The following is a 15,195-nucleotide window of genomic DNA, read 5'->3' on the forward strand; positions in this document are numbered from 1 at the left end:
TGAGTATTCAAACGCTGGGTAATCCAACTTGCAAGGCAGGAGTGAGCGATGCGGTGGAAAGGTGGGCGAGCAGGCGGCGGTGTGGAAGACCGACGCGGCAAAAAGACAGGCGCAATGGCAGGTGGCGGTATTGGCGTCATCATTATCGCGCTGATCGGTTACTTCGTTTTCGATATTGATCCGTCCACGACGCAGCAGATTGCCAGCCAGTTTGCCGGATCAGGCGCGTCGGAACAATCCGGCGAGGTCGGCACGCCTGAAGATGAAGCAGGCCGCTTTGTTGATGTCATCGGCACCAATATCAACGATGTCTGGTCGCGCCAGATGTCTGGCTATAAACCGCCAAACACCGTGATCTATACGCAGGGCACCAGTACAGGCTGTGGCTATGGGCAGGCGGCGATGGGCCCGTTCTACTGCCCGGCTGACCAGACCGTCTATCTGGATCTCTCCTTCTGGCAGACCATGGAACAGCGGCTTGGCGCTTCAGGCGCCGACTTTGCCCGCGCCTATGTCATCGCACATGAGTTCGGTCACCATTTGCAGACACTGACCGGCACCTCGCAGAAGGTGCGTCAGGCGCAGCAATCTGCCCGCTCCCAGGCTGACGCAAACCGCTATTCGGTCGCGCTGGAGCTTCAGGCTGACTGCTATGCCGGTGTCTGGGCTGCCAACGCTGCAGACGTTTCAGGCGGTCGCGTTGCGCTTGAAGCAGGTGATCTCGAAGAAGGTCTGAAAACGGCCAATGCGATTGGCGATGATGCGCTTCAGCGCAATGCGGGACGCGCGGTCACACCTGAAAACTTCACACACGGCACATCCGAAGAACGCATGATGTGGCTGCGTCGCGGATATCAGACAGGCAATCCGAATGCCTGTGATACATTCGCAGATCTCTAAACGAAAAAAAGGCGGGCCGGAGCCCACCTTTTCCTTGTGTCGGCTGAACGCTCGCTTATGCGAGGTTCTCAATAATGGTGACGTTGGCAACACCGCCGCCTTCACACATGGTTTGCAGGCCATATTTGCCGTTACGTGCGCGCAGCGCGTGAACCAGTGTCGCCATCAGTTTCGTACCGGAAGCACCAAGTGGGTGGCCCAGAGCAATCGCGCCGCCATTGACGTTGATCTTGGATGGATCAGCGCCGACATGCTTCAGCCAAGCCAGTGGAACCGGAGCAAAAGCTTCGTTCACTTCATAAAGATCAATCTCTGAAATCTTCATTCCAGCACGCTGAAGCGCACGATCAGTTGCGAAGAGTGGCTCTTCCAGCATGATCACCGGGTCACCAGCCGTCACCGTGAGATTGTGAATACGCGCGAGTGGTGTGAGGCCGTGCTCTTTCAGAGCTTTCTCGGAAACAACCATGACCGCAGAAGACCCATCACAGATCTGGCTGGCATTCGCAGCCGTCATGACGCCGTCTTCCATCAGGATTTTCAGCTTCGCCATGCCTTCCATGGACGCATCATAGCGGATGCCTTCGTCCTTATCGTGCATGACTTTATTGCCTTCGCCATCACGACCTTCGATCACGACAAGCTCGTCCTTGAACGCACCAGCCTGTGTCGCAGCCGCAGCGCGCTTGTGGCTCTCTACGGAAAACTCGTCGAGCATTTCCTTGGTGTGGCCATGCTTTTTGGCAATCATTTCAGCGCCAGCAAACTGGCTGAAGCCACGGATGCCGTACTTTTCTTTCAGGTTCTTCGGTGTCGGGTCTGTCGGGATGTCCATGACCTTGCCAGCCTGAAAGTTCAGACCCATTGGCGCGCGAGACATGCTCTCAACACCAGCGGCAATCACAACGTCCTGTGTGCCAGACATAACGGCCTGAGCTGCGAACTGAATAGACTGTTGAGATGAACCGCACTGGCGGTCAATCGTCACGGCAGGAACAGAGTCTGGCAGATCAGATGCCATGACAGCCGTACGGCCAACCTGGCCAGCCTGCTCACCGGCCTGCGTTACGCAGCCCATGATGACGTCTTCAACAGCAGCCGGGTCAATGCCGGTTTCTTTCACGATGGCGTTCAGAACCTGCGCGCCGAGATTGGCTGGGTGCCATTCTGCGAGTGCGCCATTCTTACGGCCGCCCGCGGTCCGTTTTGCTGCAACAATATATGCATCTGCCATGAGATTATCTCCCCGAATTTCATGTCTGACCTTTGTGGTACAGGGCTGAAAAACCGGGTCAAGATTGTCGTTAGGTCAGGTCAGAGCGACAAAAACAGCAAAAACCTCCCGCACAAACGGGAGGTTTTGGAATTATCATTTCCCATCAAGGGAAAACTAGGCGGCGAGCGGCTCATCCCAATTCGGCGCCCAGCTCGGCGCTACCAGTCGCGTGTCTTCCTGACGCAGCTTGCTGATCCGCGCCATGTCGTCGGCATCCAGACCGAAGTCATGAATGTCGTTATTGTTGCGGATATGCTCCGGCGTCGAGGACCGCGGAATGGCGATCACGCCTGGCTGCTGAACGAACCAGCGCATCACGATCTGTGTCGGATGGCGATTATGTTTGGCAGCAATCTCAGCAATTACCGGATTGTCGATCACCTTACCCTGTGCCAGCGGGCAATAGGCCGTCATCGCTGCACCATGGGTCTTGGTTGTCTCAATCATGAGGCTCTGGTCGAGGAATGGGTGATATTCGACCTGATTGACCATGATCGGCGCTTCAGACAGCTTCACCACCTCGTCGAATTGTGTGGCGGTAAAGTTCGACACACCGATATGCTTTGTCAGGCCCTGATCACGGGCATCATTGAGCGCACCGATGGTCTCCGATAGCGGAATTTGATCATCCGGCCAGTGGAGGAGCAACAGGTCGACATGATCGACGCCGAGACGCTTCAGACTGGCTTTGGCTGATTCCTGAAGATCGCCATTGCGATACTGGCTCATCCAGACCTTCGTTGTAAGGAAATACTCATCGCGTGGGACGTTGGCATCGCGCAGACCGCGACCGACATATTCCTCATTCTGATAAGCCTGCGCTGTATCAATATGTCGATAACCGGCATTAAGCGCCTCCAGCACACAATGGTGCGCTGTGTCGCCTTTCAATTGCCAGGTACCGAAGCCGACAGATGGGATTTCGGTACCAAAATGTTTTGTTGTCAGTGTCATAAGGGAATCCTTCCTGTTCTTGTTTGTCGTTCGTCCGGGGCGCACACGCCAACGCATAGCGCCGCAGCTCATCGGACCGAGCGAACCGGATCAGGGTTCTGATTGTGGCTGAGTGCCTCTGTCTCTGCCGCCGCAACGGAAATGCCGAGGGCATCGGCGCCCGCTTCGAGATAGTTTCCGAGCAGCGGAATGCCGGAAAGGTAGTAGGACGTTGCACTGCCATCACGTTCTCTCGCCGTGCGCATGGCATCGGGCCATTCGACAGCGTCATAATCGCCGCGTCCAACCCAGGCGAGCGCCACGAGATTGGCTTTCTGCTGGTCATTCAGACCGTTGATCGACTGCTCAAGCACCTGACGAGCCGGATTGTCTTTCTGCGTTTCAAGCGCCGAGATTTCGCGGTCGTCTGAATCGTTGGATGCTTCATTCGGATCGGTTTGCGGCACGGTCGCATCGAACGACTTTGCCTCCAGAATAATCGTCGCAAGGACATCTTCTGAGACGGCAAAGTCTTCGGTCTTACGCCCTGTTTCAATCGTCTTCATGTTCGTCTCCTTGCGTTTGCTTCACATAAAAACAATGCACAGGAGCGTCTGAAGTTCAGAAAATCTCTGTTCACGAAAGCCGGAGCGCCACCGCCCTTTGCGGGTCAACTGGGCGTGAAAAGTCCCTGCACACCGACGATGATGGCAATCACACCGAACACCGCAACAAAGGTTGTGAAAGGGTCTGCGCCCTTGCCAACCGGATCGCCCGTATTGCGCCCGGCCTTCACACGATCCATCAACAGAAGAATGCCTGTGATCAGACCAACCACCTCGAAGTGGAACAGGTGCGGACCGGTGGTCAGGTGCACGATCAGGAAATATCCAGCCGTGATGAGTGCGACAATGCCGATGACCCAGCCGAACTGAGACAGCGCTTTTGCGCCCTTCGCGAGATCATCACCGACGCTCGGCAGCCTCACCAGAAGGCCAATTGCAAGCAGAAAGCCGCCAAGAATATTGGCGAGATCGAGTAGTAGAGAAATCATCGGGTCCATCCTTCGTCGTCACTGACAAGGAAGGCCGCGCAATTGGAAAAGTTCCCGCACACAGCCGGAAGTTTAGACGAACCAGACCTGAACAGACTGGTTCTGCAATTGGGCAAACCCGAATGAGGTCATGAAACTGATGTCGGTCGCATCTCGCCCGAAGGTAATTCGAACCAGATCTTCCTCACGTGCAAGCCGCGTCGGATCTATCAGATGCCAGGCACCATCCAGCCAGACTTCCACGACCGCATGAAAATCAGGCGGTTGAATTTCCGGTGCATAGACTGACACCATTCGCGCCGGCACACCCATGGCGCGCGCGAAGGTGATCAGCACATGCGCATAGTCGCGGCACACACCCTGCCTTTGCAGAAAGCTGTCCGTCGCCGTGGTCGTGGCATCACTGGCACCCGGAACATAGGAGAAGTTCTCATAGATCCAGTCCGACATCATCAGGATCTGATCACCGCCGGTTTTGGAGCCGAATTTGCGCATGGCGTAAGTCGTCAGGCGGTCGGACTCGCAATAGCGGCTCGGGAACAGAAAGCTGATGACATCCGATGGCAATTCCCGGCGCGGTGGCACCTGCAATCCTGAAATACGGATCGGCTCGCGCACCACATCGACTTCAGCTTCATAGCGGATGCGCGTTTCACCGCGCGCTTCCATCCATTGGCGCCGTCCTGGTGTGCCATGCTTTTCCACACTGCGCAGTCGAGAGCTGTCTCCAGCGACCGTCAGCCGATCATTGATCAGGATCTGGTCGAACATCGGAATGGCTTCCACGGCGAGCAGGACATCAGTGGGCTCCGCCAGATAATAGTCGAGCTCGGCCTTGATCTTTACTCGCATTGCGGGCGCCCCTCCGTTTCCATTGGCAGATTAACATGACTTTATGACAGGCTAATCAAGGCAGATGGCCCCCATCCCCTCAGTCTCAAGGTGTAAGGGCTGATCTTTTTTGTGCAGCTGCGAAAAATCAGGAAACTGCCCGTTATCTGGGCGTTTAGCGCGCAGATGAAACGTCTTCAGACAAGGAAAACCGGTCTCGTTCATCCGGTGCAGGAATATAGCACTGGTCACGACGCCCGAAGATCCGATAGCGGTTCCTGGCAATGAGCCGATACGCCCAGTCTCGAACGGGGCGCGGCACAAACCGGAAGAGTTTCAGATACCGTGCAGCGCCGCCAGAACGATCAAACAGCGCAAAAACGGCATCGCTCTGCGTGTAGGCTTTGCCATCCTCGATATAGATGAAGGATTTGGGATTTTCCGGATCAATACCATGCGTAGCCGAAAGCGCCCTGCCCTCCGCTGATAGAATATCCACGAAACGGATCGGTGGATCAGACCGGTCATGGCGCAGCACGTATTGCACGGCGCCTGAACACAGAACGCAAACGCCGTCATAGACATATATCGGAGCCTGTTCTGTCATCACAAATCCCTCCGGTTAGCTCCGGTCGGTGTCTTCTTCCTCATAGTGGGACATGGCGCGCGTTTCGCTCGCCCCGACATTGATGCCCATCGTGTCTGCACCTGCTTCCAGAAAGTCTCCCAACAGCGGAATGCCCGCCAGATACTCGGCAACATTGCCATTGTCGCGTTCCGCAGCGAGATCGAGTGCCTTTTGCCACTCGCTGGCATCGAAATCACCGCGTCCGACCCAGACCAGCGCAATCAGAGCTTCCTGCTGATCGACGGACAGGCTCTCAATGGTATCGGACAGGATTTGCAGAGCCGGATTATCATCCTGATCCTCAAGGACAGAGACCTCGCGGTCATCAGCATCGTTGGAGCCTTCATCTTCATCTGATTCCGGCATGACAGCGTCATAGCTCTTCGCTTCCAGAATGATGGCGGCCAGCGTGTCTTCGGACATGCCAAGGTCAATGTCCGGGGTTCCGGTATCAATCGTCTTCATGATGGGTGCCCTCCTCGGCCGATACATCTTTTTTTCTCACTGGAGCATGACGCAGGGTGGTTCACCTGTCATCCGGCCTTGAGGTCGCAGGCAAGAAAGCTTGACCTCGCCGTCACGCTTGGAGATACCCTCCTGACCGTCTCTTAATCCTGTTTCATCATCGCCTGAATGACACTTTCATCCGTTTTTTCTGCACTTCGCCTGATGATCGCCGCTATGGCCATCACCATGCTGGTGTGCGCGCCGGGCATTGAAGCAAGCCATGCTGAGGCGACACCGGCAGAGCTGTGTGAAACAGAGATCTCGAACACGGCCGACCTGCATGATGAAGACGAGCATCAGGGGCATGACCATCATGCTCATCAGTGCGGCACCTGTCATTTCCATATGATCCGACGTGATGTGCTGAGCGGAATACTCGTCCCTCGGCCAACGCAGCTGGTTCGCCTGGACGGCTCTGTGCGGCTTGCATCACGTCCGCCGGAAAGCCTCTATCGCCCACCACGCACCTGAAATGTCTGAACCGGCAGCGCCTGTTGCGCTGTCAGATTTTCCATTCATTTCAGGAATTTATACATGTCCGAACTTTATCGGGGCACAGCGCTCGCGCTGCTTCTTTCCATGCTGGCTGCAACACCGGCCCATGCGCAGGAAACCGTGTCAGAAACGGCTGACCATGCCGCACATGACGATCAGGATGGTCATGACGACCACGACGACCATGACGATGATGAAGCCACGCTCGACCGCGTCATCGTCACCACCACCCGGTCCGGCCGAATGGCACAGGATGAACCCATGCGGGTGGAAATCATCAATCAGGAAGAGATTGAAGAAAAAGCGATCATGCGCCCGGGCAATATCGCGACCCTTGTGAATGAAACCGGCGGTGTGCGGGTTCAGGTGACATCACCCGGCCTTGGCGCTGCCAATGTGCGCATTCAGGGGCTTTATGGGCGCTATACGCAGATACTGTCAGATGGTTTGCCGCTTTATGGCGGACAATAGCTCGGCGTGCTTCAGATCCCACCAACCGACCTCGGACGGGTCGAAGTGATCAAAGGCTCTGCCTCTTCACTCTATGGCGCATCTGCGCTTGGGGGCGTGATCAATCTGATTTCCCGGCGCCCCGGCGGGGAAGCCAATGGCGAGGTGCTTTTCAACGTCACCTCTCGCGATGGCCAGGACCTGACCGCGTATGGCGAAACACCGATCACCGATCAGCTCAGCACATCTCTGACCCTCGGGGCGCACCGTCAGTCTCTGGAAGATTTCGATCAGGATGGCTGGATTGATATGCCTGCCTATGAACGCTTCACGGCCAGACCACGCATTTTCTATGATGACGGCAATGGGACCAGCCTTTACGGCACACTCGGCTTCATGACCGAGCAAAGAGAAGGTGGCACGCGGGATGGCAGAACCGTACCGGACGGAACAGCCTTTCCGCTCGATCAGGACTCAACGCGCGTCGATGGCGGCCTGATCGGACGGAAAGAATTCAACACTTATCTGTCCGGTCAGGTACGCGCGTCAGCGATGGTACAGGATCACGAACACGTCTTTGGTGATGTTGTCGAAGACGATAAACACGAGAGTTATCTGTTCGAGACCTCACTGACCGGCGATGGCGATAAAATGAACTGGGTGCTGGGCCTTGCCTGGCAATCTGATCAGTATCAGTCAGACGCCTTTCCAGTGTTCGACTACACCTATGATGTGCCGGGTGTTTTCGGTCAGGTCGACTATGATGTGACAAGCGACCTGTCCATGTCACTCAGCGCGCGTCTGGATGATCACTCCGAATTCGGAACGCAGCTCAGCCCCCGGTTTTCCGTGCTCTACCGGCCCGGAAACTGGACCATTCGCGGCTCCATCGCCGAAGGTTTCTTCGCGCCAACACCATTCGTGGAGGAAATTGAAGCCGCAGGGCTTTCCCGTCTGGAGCCTTTGTCTGATCTGACCGAAGAAACGGCCCAAACGGCTTCTCTCGACGTTGGATATCGTACAGGCCCGATTGAGCTGAATGCGACCCTGTTTGCGTCCGATGTTGACAATGTCACCGAACTCGAAGCGGTGGCCAGCGATCGGGTTCGCCTGATCAACACGGAAGGGACGACCGAGATCCGGGGCACGGAGCTTGTCGCGCGCTATGTCTGGAATGACTTCAAACTGACGGGGAGCTATCTCTACACCGACGCAAGCGAGCCGGGAGAGACAGACCGGGAAACCCTGCCACTCACGCCGGAACATACCGCAGGCATGGTGGCGATGTGGGAACGCCATGGCGAATTCCGGCTGGGACTTGAGATGTATTATACGGGCGAGCAGCGCGTCGCAGATAACCCCTATCGCTCGGTCAGTGAGCCTTATCTCGATATTGGCATACTGGGAGAGATCACCATTGGCCCGGCGAGCTGGTTCATCAATGCGGAGAACATTCTGAATGTTCGTCAGACGCGCGAAGACCCGCTTTTGCTGCCAATGCGTGCTGCACATGGCCAATGGACGACCGATATCTGGTCCCGAAATGACGGCTTCATTGTGAATGGCGGCGTACGTCTTCGCTTTTAGTTGCACGTCTCAAAGACGAAGCTCGCCGGTCGCCCCGGCGAGCTTTCTTTATCGCCTGCTGCCTGGTCCTCACCATGCGCGGATCGGCGATTGACATGATTTGTGTCGCTTGTTTGTAAAACTGCCCCCTTTGAAACCGTTCACCTCGCGCTAAACTGGCCGCGGGACACATTCGCGAACTTGAGGGGACAAAATGGGCTCGCGCACTTTCGATATGAATTATCGCCCGGATTATAATCCGCGTGCCTTGTTTGGCGAGCTGGCTGAGGGGCGAAGTTGTAGTGACTGCGCGGTCTGCTGCACGGTACTTGAGGTCAGCACACCGGAACTTAAAAAGCCTGCAGGCAAGACCTGCGAGCATTGCACCGGATCTGGCTGCGCTATTTATGAAGACCGCTTTCCCGTCTGCCGAACCTGGTTCTGCCTCTGGCGCTTTATCGGAGCCATGCCGGACGAAGCCCGCCCGGACCGATCCGGCATCTTGTTCGGACTGGCGCATCCCGAAGATCCACCTCACCCATTCGCCAAGACCTATATTCGCGCCATGGCGTTTGAAGATGAAGCCGCTTTCGAAACCGAACTGGCGCAAGACCTGATCGCCATGTTCGGTCAGGGTGATTTGCCCGTATGGATATCCACCTCTGACAGCGACCTTTTCCTCGTCCACCCGGCCACCGAAATCGTGGATGTGGTGTTGGGCAAGACCAAGCCAAAAAGCCGACAACAAAAGAAGGACGCCAAAGCCTGGGAGGCTGGCGTCCGTCAGCATCGATAGTTAGAGCGTCCGCTTACTTGCAGGTCGGCTCGCCTTTATAAATCTCGATCATCCCGTCCCTGGTCTTGAAGATCGATTTGATGCTCTCTCCATCGATGTCAGGAATTTTAAGAAAGGCACCTGCTTTGGTGGTATAAAACTCCGTGCCCTTCGGGAGTCTCTCTTTAAGATTATAATTGGGCGGAGGTAATTTCATAAATGAGTTGTCATCGCTCGCAAGCGCGTTGCCCTCTTTGGAAGAAAGGTCCTTCACGGAAATTTTCTTCCCCGTCGGCTTGAACTCATAAACCTGTTTGCCAAGGCGGCATTTTTCATCGGCATGAGCCGCCGCAGGCATCAAAGCCAGCACCGGTGATACCAGTGTTAAAAGTAATTTTTTCATCTGCGTCCCCTTAGATGCGTGATTGGCATACGCGTCCCTTCATATGCCTACGGCGAAGTTTAGATCACTCATCCTCATTTGACCAGCTCAAGTCTCAGTTGAAGATGCGCGGATGGCTCCAGCGGCCATGGCCGTGGAGATGCAGTGTAGCTGGCGTTCCATGGGAGTAACCGGAACGATGAAAATGGGACCGGACGATATCGCCATCAGGGCCTTGAGAACAGATTTTTGTTGCATCCGGGAGTTAGACGGACGCGAGAGTTTGGGATTGATCTGCTTACCGCTTCGAAAAAACGGTGCAGATCGGATTTGGCCTGACGGCGTATATCGCCCGCAATGCGTATCGACACAGGTCATCTGGTTCCGACAAGGCAGATTAAGGGTGCTGGAACCACCCGGCTATGCCGCTTGAGCCTCTCAGTTGTGTCTCGACCGATCAGACGGGCCTGGCAGGGCCAGCCTCGGTGATCAACATTGCCTGCAGAAAGGAAACCTTCCGGATCGGCCCCGTCTTTCTGCATCCGGTGATTATGCGGGATCTTAGACGGTGTGGGATGAGTTAAGCGGCTGAGCCGTGAAATACTCACAGAAGAAAAACATTCCTACAACGAACAAAAGGGAGGATTTTATATCCTTAAACTCTCTTTTGAATGACTCAACGTTGTAAAATCGCCCTTTTATCCTCATCATGCTCCATCAAACTGGGACAACCTGAGCCTATGAGGCAGTCTTGAGAAAACACCCAAATTTCGTAATCAGGAGCAAATAGTGCTTACTGAAACTGCTCTATGGAAAACTGAACTTTCTTCGCTGAAAACAAACCTGCTTTCTGTAAGCATCGCTGACGATGAATCCGTCCTTTTCTCTCTAGAACGGTCTTTGTACTACTCAGCACTTGTCGTCCGGAAATTGCTCGAGAATCGAAGACTGACGGATAAGCTGGCGATGCATGAACTATCGGTCAGCGTTTTCAGGGCCCGCCCTGAAAACGTTTCAGAAGTTATTCGAACAGCAACTCGTTATTTTGAAATCGGAAAAGATTTCGACGAGAATCCAGAAAATAAGATACGCCTAAAATTATCGAAAATTTGCAGTGAGATAATACACAGCTTCGCATTAATTTGGGCACTAGATGAATCTGGATCAATAGATAGCGTAATTGTAAGCTCGCATATAAATCAGAACGATCGAGCAATATTACTATCGCTGAGCGATTGGGAAACAATTCTTCAATCGATTGTGGACGACGAAGTACTGGAGGTAGATGTCCGCAGAGATAGTAAGACAGGAAAAGTAGTCCGACGTAACTTGTAGAGCCAACCAAAAAAGAAAGGCGACAAGCTATGGATTTGGTAGATTACTATGACCATGAAAAATAGATATTTTTTAATGCATTAAAAAAGGCGGCCCGAGGGCCGCCTTCAAAGTCATGTGTTCTGGTTCCCGGATCAAGTCCGGGATGACAATCAGGTATCCAGGAAGCTGCGGAGCTTCCGACTGCGGGATGGATGCTTCAGCTTGCGAAGTGCTTTCGCTTCGATCTGGCGGATCCGCTCACGCGTAACCGAGAACTGCTGACCGACTTCCTCCAGCGTGTGGTCGGTGTTCATGCCGATACCGAAACGCATCCGCAGAACGCGTTCTTCACGCGGCGTGAGCGAGGCAAGCACACGGGTCGTGGTTTCACGCAGGTTGGACTGGATCGCGGCATCCACCGGCAGAAGCGCAGATTTGTCCTCGATGAAGTCACCGAGGTTTGAATCTTCGTCATCACCAATTGGCGTTTCGAGCGAAATCGGCTCTTTCGCGATTTTCAGAACCTTACGGATTTTCTCCAGCGGCAGACCAAGCTTTTCAGCCAGCTCTTCCGGTGTTGGCTCGCGGCCAATCTCGTGCAGCATCTGACGCTGTGTGCGGACGATCTTGTTGATCGTCTCGATCATGTGCACCGGAATACGGATCGTGCGTGCCTGGTCCGCAATAGAGCGGGTGATGGCCTGACGGATCCACCAGGTCGCATAGGTCGAGAATTTGTAACCGCGACGGTACTCGAACTTATCAACCGCTTTCATCAGGCCGATATTGCCTTCCTGAATGAGATCCAGGAATTGCAGGCCGCGATTGGTGTATTTCTTCGCAATGGAAATCACGAGACGCAGGTTCGCCTCGACCATTTCCTTCTTGGCGATGCGCGCTTCGCGCTCACCCTTCTGGACGGTCTGAACAATGCGACGGAAGTCATCAATCGGAACGCCGATTTCCTGCGCCGTGTCAGAGATCTCCGCACGCAGCTCTTCGATCTTGGCAATCTCGGCGACGACAAAGCGTTCCCACTTTTTCGAGCGGCCTTTGACATCGGAAATCCATTCCGGGTCAAGCTCGTGGCTGAGATAGGAATCAAGGAAGTCCTTGCGCGGTACGCCATGCGCATCCGCCAGACGCATCAGCTTGCCTTCAAGGCCCATCAGGCGCTTGTTGATGGCATAGAGCTGCTCAACCAGCGCTTCGATACGCGCATTGTTGAGGTGCATTGTCTTCAGGTTTTCGATGATGTCGTTCTGAATTTGATTATAGCTTTTCAGCTCGTCCGTTGTCAGGCCTGTGCCTTCCATACGACGGGTGATCAGCGTTTCCTGAAGCTGACGGAAGTTCGCGAAGTCGCCGGCAATCTCGTCGAGCTTGCTGGTCACACCGTCGCGCAATTCCGCTTCCATGGCCGACATGGACATGGCTGCGCCTTCGTCCTCGTCTTCCTCTTCACGTTTGCGCTCGCCGTCTTCGCCCTCTTCTTCAGAGTTTTCAGACTCTTCTTCCTCGTCCTCTTCTTCCTCTTCCGGCTCTGGCGGCGGGTTTTCCGCGCCATAAGTCGCTTCGAGGTCGATGATGTCACGCAGCAGAACACGCTCGTTCACGAGCTCGTCGCGCCAGACCATCATGGCTTCAAAGGTCAGAGGGGATTCGCAAAGACCGCGGATCATCGCATCACGGCCAGCCTCAATGCGCTTGGCAATCGCGATCTCGCCTTCACGGGAAAGAAGCTCAACAGAGCCCATTTCGCGCAGATACATGCGTACCGGGTCATCGGTACGGTCTGAACCACGCGCATTGCCCTTGGTCGTGGTGACGGCTTTCGAACCGGAGACCGTGGCGAGTTCGCCCTTCTTCTCGGTTTCTTCTTCGCCTTCCTCTTCGGAATCGACCACGCTGATGCCCATTTCAGAGAGCGTGGACATGATGTCCTCGATCTGATCCGGGTTCGTTTCGTCTGACGGCAAAACCTTGTTAAGCTCATCATGCGTGATGTAGCCACGGGTTTTCGCCTTCTTGATAAACTTCTTGACGTCAGCATCTGTAAGGTCCAGCACCGGGCCGTCTTGTTGCTCGGCTTCTGCGGCTGGTTTAGCTGAGGCTTTGCTCATTCAGTCTCTCTCCAGATCACAGGCATGGTTGCAGCCTGCGGGCTCAACGGCCCATTTTTCTCTTTACGATCTCGTCAAAGGCGTTAAGTGCATCACGTAGTCCGGAACGGTGTGATTCACTTCCGATATCCTGATCATCACCTCTGGTCAGATCCCTGATTTCTGTCTTCAACCGTGCCTTCAAACTGACACGACTGTTTTCAATCGACACTCCCGCGGCATTGCGTCCAAGCCGTTCTTCATCCTGAGAAAGTTCATCCACTGCGCAGAACCGCTCCAGGGCACTTAGCCAGTCCTGACCCTCTGGAGATGCGGGGTCGAGCGGGGATCCAGTCGGTTGTGTGCGCAATAATTGGATAGCGTCATCTTTCCCAAGATGTCGTAAATGGCTTGTCAAGCCGGTTCGGTCAACCTCTTCACCACTTTCAATTAGGTCAAAAACCGCATCTTTCAATGATGAGACTGCAGGATCAGGGAATCTGGCAATGGCCAGACGCTCTAATCCGCTTTCCAGCAAAGCTGGCGAATCAATCATTCTGGTGAGGATTCTAAGGCCCCGGGCATTAACATTCGGTTGCAGAGGCTGGGTCGCAGCGCGCCCCGGCGCAGCGCCGGGTCTCCCGCCTGCACCACCACCGCGACGCAGCTGAAACATATGATTGCGCAGCCGCTGATGCAGTTCGCGGCCATAGGCTTTTTTCACACCGTCATGAACAATCTGGCCGGTGGCCTGATCAAGGCGCTGTTCGAAACCAGCCTGACGCTCCGGTGTATCGAGCGGATGGGCGATCAGCTCGCGTTGCCAGAGCAACTCAACCAGCGGGCTCGCCTTTTCCAGGACCTCTTTCATGGCGCCCTTGCCGCGCTCACGGATCAGATCATCAGGGTCCAGACCGTCCGGCAACATGGCAAAGAACAAAGATCGCCCCGGTTCCAGATGGGGCATGGCGCGATCCACCGCCTTATGCGCTGCACGCACACCGGCTTCGTCACCATCAAAACAGAGAATGGGCTCACCCCCGACCTTCCAGATGAGGCCCAGCTGATCTTCCGTCAGCGCCGTCCCGAGTGGTGCCACCGCGTATTCGAAACCTGCCTCGCAAAGTGCGATGACATCCATATAGCCTTCACAGACGATCAGCCCTTCCCGGTTCGCCATGGCCGCTGCCTCCCGGGCGCGTTTATAGCGATAAAGCTGGTGGCCTTTGTGGAAGAGTTCGGTTTCGGGCGAGTTCAGATATTTCGGCTTGGCATCCTTTTCGAGCGCCCGGCCGCCAAAGGCGATCACCTTTCCGGTCGTGTCCTCGATTGGAAACATGAGCCGCCCACGAAACCGGTCGTAAGGCTCCTTGCCATTATCGGGTCGGATGATGAGACCCGCCGCCAGCATGTCTTCTTCGCGCGCGCCCTTGCCTTTCAGAAACTCCTGAAGGTGGCGCCAGCCATCGGGTGCGAAACCAAGCCGGTATTTGCCCCAGCTTTCCGGCTTCAGACCGCGTCCATCGAGATAGGCCCGCGCTGCGCTGCCTTCCGGGCCGCGCAATCGGTCTTCAAAATAGGCGCAAGCAGCTTCACAGACATCCAGCAGACGTCCCCGGCGAGACCGTTCAGCCCGGTCCTGGGCTGTGTCCTGCGGCAGATCCATGCCCGCTTCACCGGCAAGGCGCTCAATCGCTTCGGAAAAACCAAGCCTTTCGGTTTCCTGCAGAAAAGAAATGACATCGCCAAACTTGCCAGAGGAAAAGCACTTGAAGAATTGCTTCTGGTCATTGACGTAGAAGCTGGGCGTTTTCTCCGCAGTGAACGGCGAGAGCCCGACCCATTCCTTGCCCTTTTTGGTCAGTTTGACCTTGCGCCCCACCACATCCGAAATCCGGATACGGGACTTCAGTTCATTGATATAGCTTTCGGAAAAACGCGGAGCTGCCATTGCAGGAGTTTACATTTTTTTGAGGATG

14 protein-coding genes and 1 pseudogene are annotated in these 15,195 nt (G+C 55.1%); 5 read left to right on the top strand and 10 right to left on the bottom strand.

Annotated elements, in window-relative coordinates; translation table 11 throughout:
• The first annotated feature begins 48 nt into the window (after positions 1–48).
• Positions 49–900: a KPN_02809 family neutral zinc metallopeptidase gene (ypfJ, locus tag ACFQDM_RS02070; RefSeq protein WP_377374792.1), complete on the top strand. Its 852-nt coding sequence runs from the start codon at positions 49–51 to the stop codon at positions 898–900.
• A gap of 55 nt (positions 901–955) precedes the next feature.
• On the opposite strand, the gene ACFQDM_RS02075 is transcribed toward ypfJ, so the two are convergent.
• The 7 genes from ACFQDM_RS02075 to ACFQDM_RS02105 form a co-directional block, all read right to left on the bottom strand.
• Positions 956–2,134 carry an acetyl-CoA C-acetyltransferase gene (locus ACFQDM_RS02075; protein ID WP_377374794.1) on the bottom strand — a complete coding sequence of 393 codons (1,179 nt, stop codon included), beginning with the start codon at positions 2,132–2,134 and terminating at the stop codon, positions 956–958.
• Between the two features lie 156 nt (positions 2,135–2,290).
• The gene (locus ACFQDM_RS02080; RefSeq protein WP_377374796.1) at positions 2,291–3,130 is read right to left on the bottom strand and encodes an aldo/keto reductase; all 840 of its coding nucleotides are present in this window, start codon (positions 3,128–3,130) and stop codon (positions 2,291–2,293) included.
• 68 nt (positions 3,131–3,198) lie between these two features.
• Positions 3,199–3,675, bottom strand: coding sequence for a DUF3775 domain-containing protein (locus tag ACFQDM_RS02085; protein WP_377374798.1), 477 nt, complete (start codon positions 3,673–3,675; stop codon positions 3,199–3,201).
• Positions 3,676–3,779: 104 nt separating this feature from the next.
• Positions 3,780–4,163, bottom strand: a complete 384-nt coding sequence (locus tag ACFQDM_RS02090) for a hypothetical protein (protein WP_377374801.1) — start codon at positions 4,161–4,163, stop codon at positions 3,780–3,782.
• A 72-nt stretch (positions 4,164–4,235) separates the two neighbouring features.
• Positions 4,236–5,015, bottom strand: a complete 780-nt coding sequence (locus ACFQDM_RS02095) for a transglutaminase-like domain-containing protein (protein ID WP_377374804.1) — start codon at positions 5,013–5,015, stop codon at positions 4,236–4,238.
• A gap of 154 nt (positions 5,016–5,169) precedes the next feature.
• Positions 5,170–5,601: a thiol-disulfide oxidoreductase DCC family protein gene (locus ACFQDM_RS02100; protein WP_377374806.1), complete on the bottom strand. Its 432-nt coding sequence runs from the start codon at positions 5,599–5,601 to the stop codon at positions 5,170–5,172.
• Positions 5,602–5,616: 15 nt separating this feature from the next.
• Entirely contained in the window at positions 5,617–6,087 is a 471-nt protein-coding gene (locus ACFQDM_RS02105) for a DUF3775 domain-containing protein (protein ID WP_377374809.1), read from the bottom strand.
• A gap of 168 nt (positions 6,088–6,255) precedes the next feature.
• On the opposite strand from ACFQDM_RS02105, the gene ACFQDM_RS02110 reads away from it, so the two are divergent.
• The 3 genes and pseudogenes from ACFQDM_RS02110 (at position 6,256) to ACFQDM_RS02120 (ending at position 9,436) form a co-directional block, all read left to right on the top strand.
• Positions 6,256–6,600 carry a DUF2946 family protein gene (locus tag ACFQDM_RS02110; protein ID WP_377374812.1) on the top strand — a complete coding sequence of 115 codons (345 nt, stop codon included), beginning with the start codon at positions 6,256–6,258 and terminating at the stop codon, positions 6,598–6,600.
• Between the two features lie 108 nt (positions 6,601–6,708).
• Positions 6,709–8,661, top strand: a pseudogene (locus tag ACFQDM_RS02115) (TonB-dependent receptor plug domain-containing protein).
• 193 nt (positions 8,662–8,854) lie between these two features.
• Positions 8,855–9,436, top strand: coding sequence for a YkgJ family cysteine cluster protein (locus ACFQDM_RS02120; RefSeq protein WP_377374814.1), 582 nt, complete (start codon positions 8,855–8,857; stop codon positions 9,434–9,436).
• A 13-nt stretch (positions 9,437–9,449) separates the two neighbouring features.
• Here the strand turns inward: ACFQDM_RS02120 and ACFQDM_RS02125 are convergent, their stop codons facing one another.
• Positions 9,450–9,818 carry a hypothetical protein gene (locus ACFQDM_RS02125; RefSeq protein WP_377374816.1) on the bottom strand — a complete coding sequence of 123 codons (369 nt, stop codon included), beginning with the start codon at positions 9,816–9,818 and terminating at the stop codon, positions 9,450–9,452.
• 768 nt (positions 9,819–10,586) lie between these two features.
• Between ACFQDM_RS02125 and ACFQDM_RS02130 the strand changes: the two genes are divergently transcribed.
• Positions 10,587–11,132 carry a hypothetical protein gene (locus ACFQDM_RS02130; protein ID WP_377374818.1) on the top strand — a complete coding sequence of 182 codons (546 nt, stop codon included), beginning with the start codon at positions 10,587–10,589 and terminating at the stop codon, positions 11,130–11,132.
• A 152-nt stretch (positions 11,133–11,284) separates the two neighbouring features.
• On the opposite strand, the gene rpoD is transcribed toward ACFQDM_RS02130, so the two are convergent.
• Complete coding sequence (gene rpoD / locus ACFQDM_RS02135) at positions 11,285–13,237, bottom strand: RNA polymerase sigma factor RpoD (protein ID WP_377374821.1); 1,953 nt, start codon at positions 13,235–13,237, stop codon at positions 11,285–11,287.
• 43 nt (positions 13,238–13,280) lie between these two features.
• Positions 13,281–15,167, bottom strand: a complete 1,887-nt coding sequence (gene dnaG, locus ACFQDM_RS02140) for a DNA primase (RefSeq protein WP_377374824.1) — start codon at positions 15,165–15,167, stop codon at positions 13,281–13,283.
• Between the last annotated feature and the right edge of the window lie 28 nt (positions 15,168–15,195).

The sequence above is a fragment of the Ponticaulis profundi genome (assembly GCF_042659465.1).
GTDB lineage: Bacteria > Pseudomonadota > Alphaproteobacteria > Caulobacterales > Hyphomonadaceae > Ponticaulis > Ponticaulis profundi.

Excerpts from the sequence above, each read along its gene's own strand:
- dnaG (WP_377374824.1), bottom strand. The coding sequence starts at position 15,167 with ATGGCAGCTCCGCGTTTTTCCGAAAGCTATATCAATGAACTGAAGTCC.
- ACFQDM_RS02110 (WP_377374812.1), top strand. The coding sequence starts at position 6,256 with ATGACACTTTCATCCGTTTTTTCTGCACTTCGCCTGATGATCGCCGCT.
- ypfJ (WP_377374792.1), top strand. The coding sequence starts at position 49 with ATGCGGTGGAAAGGTGGGCGAGCAGGCGGCGGTGTGGAAGACCGACGC.
- ACFQDM_RS02095 (WP_377374804.1), bottom strand. The coding sequence starts at position 5,015 with ATGCGAGTAAAGATCAAGGCCGAGCTCGACTATTATCTGGCGGAGCCC.
- ACFQDM_RS02075 (WP_377374794.1), bottom strand. The coding sequence starts at position 2,134 with ATGGCAGATGCATATATTGTTGCAGCAAAACGGACCGCGGGCGGCCGT.
- ACFQDM_RS02120 (WP_377374814.1), top strand. The coding sequence starts at position 8,855 with ATGGGCTCGCGCACTTTCGATATGAATTATCGCCCGGATTATAATCCG.
- rpoD (WP_377374821.1), bottom strand. The coding sequence starts at position 13,237 with ATGAGCAAAGCCTCAGCTAAACCAGCCGCAGAAGCCGAGCAACAAGAC.
- ACFQDM_RS02090 (WP_377374801.1), bottom strand. The coding sequence starts at position 4,163 with ATGATTTCTCTACTACTCGATCTCGCCAATATTCTTGGCGGCTTTCTG.
- ACFQDM_RS02080 (WP_377374796.1), bottom strand. The coding sequence starts at position 3,130 with ATGACACTGACAACAAAACATTTTGGTACCGAAATCCCATCTGTCGGC.
- ACFQDM_RS02085 (WP_377374798.1), bottom strand. The coding sequence starts at position 3,675 with ATGAAGACGATTGAAACAGGGCGTAAGACCGAAGACTTTGCCGTCTCA.
- ACFQDM_RS02105 (WP_377374809.1), bottom strand. The coding sequence starts at position 6,087 with ATGAAGACGATTGATACCGGAACCCCGGACATTGACCTTGGCATGTCC.
- ACFQDM_RS02125 (WP_377374816.1), bottom strand. The coding sequence starts at position 9,818 with ATGAAAAAATTACTTTTAACACTGGTATCACCGGTGCTGGCTTTGATG.
- ACFQDM_RS02100 (WP_377374806.1), bottom strand. The coding sequence starts at position 5,601 with ATGACAGAACAGGCTCCGATATATGTCTATGACGGCGTTTGCGTTCTG.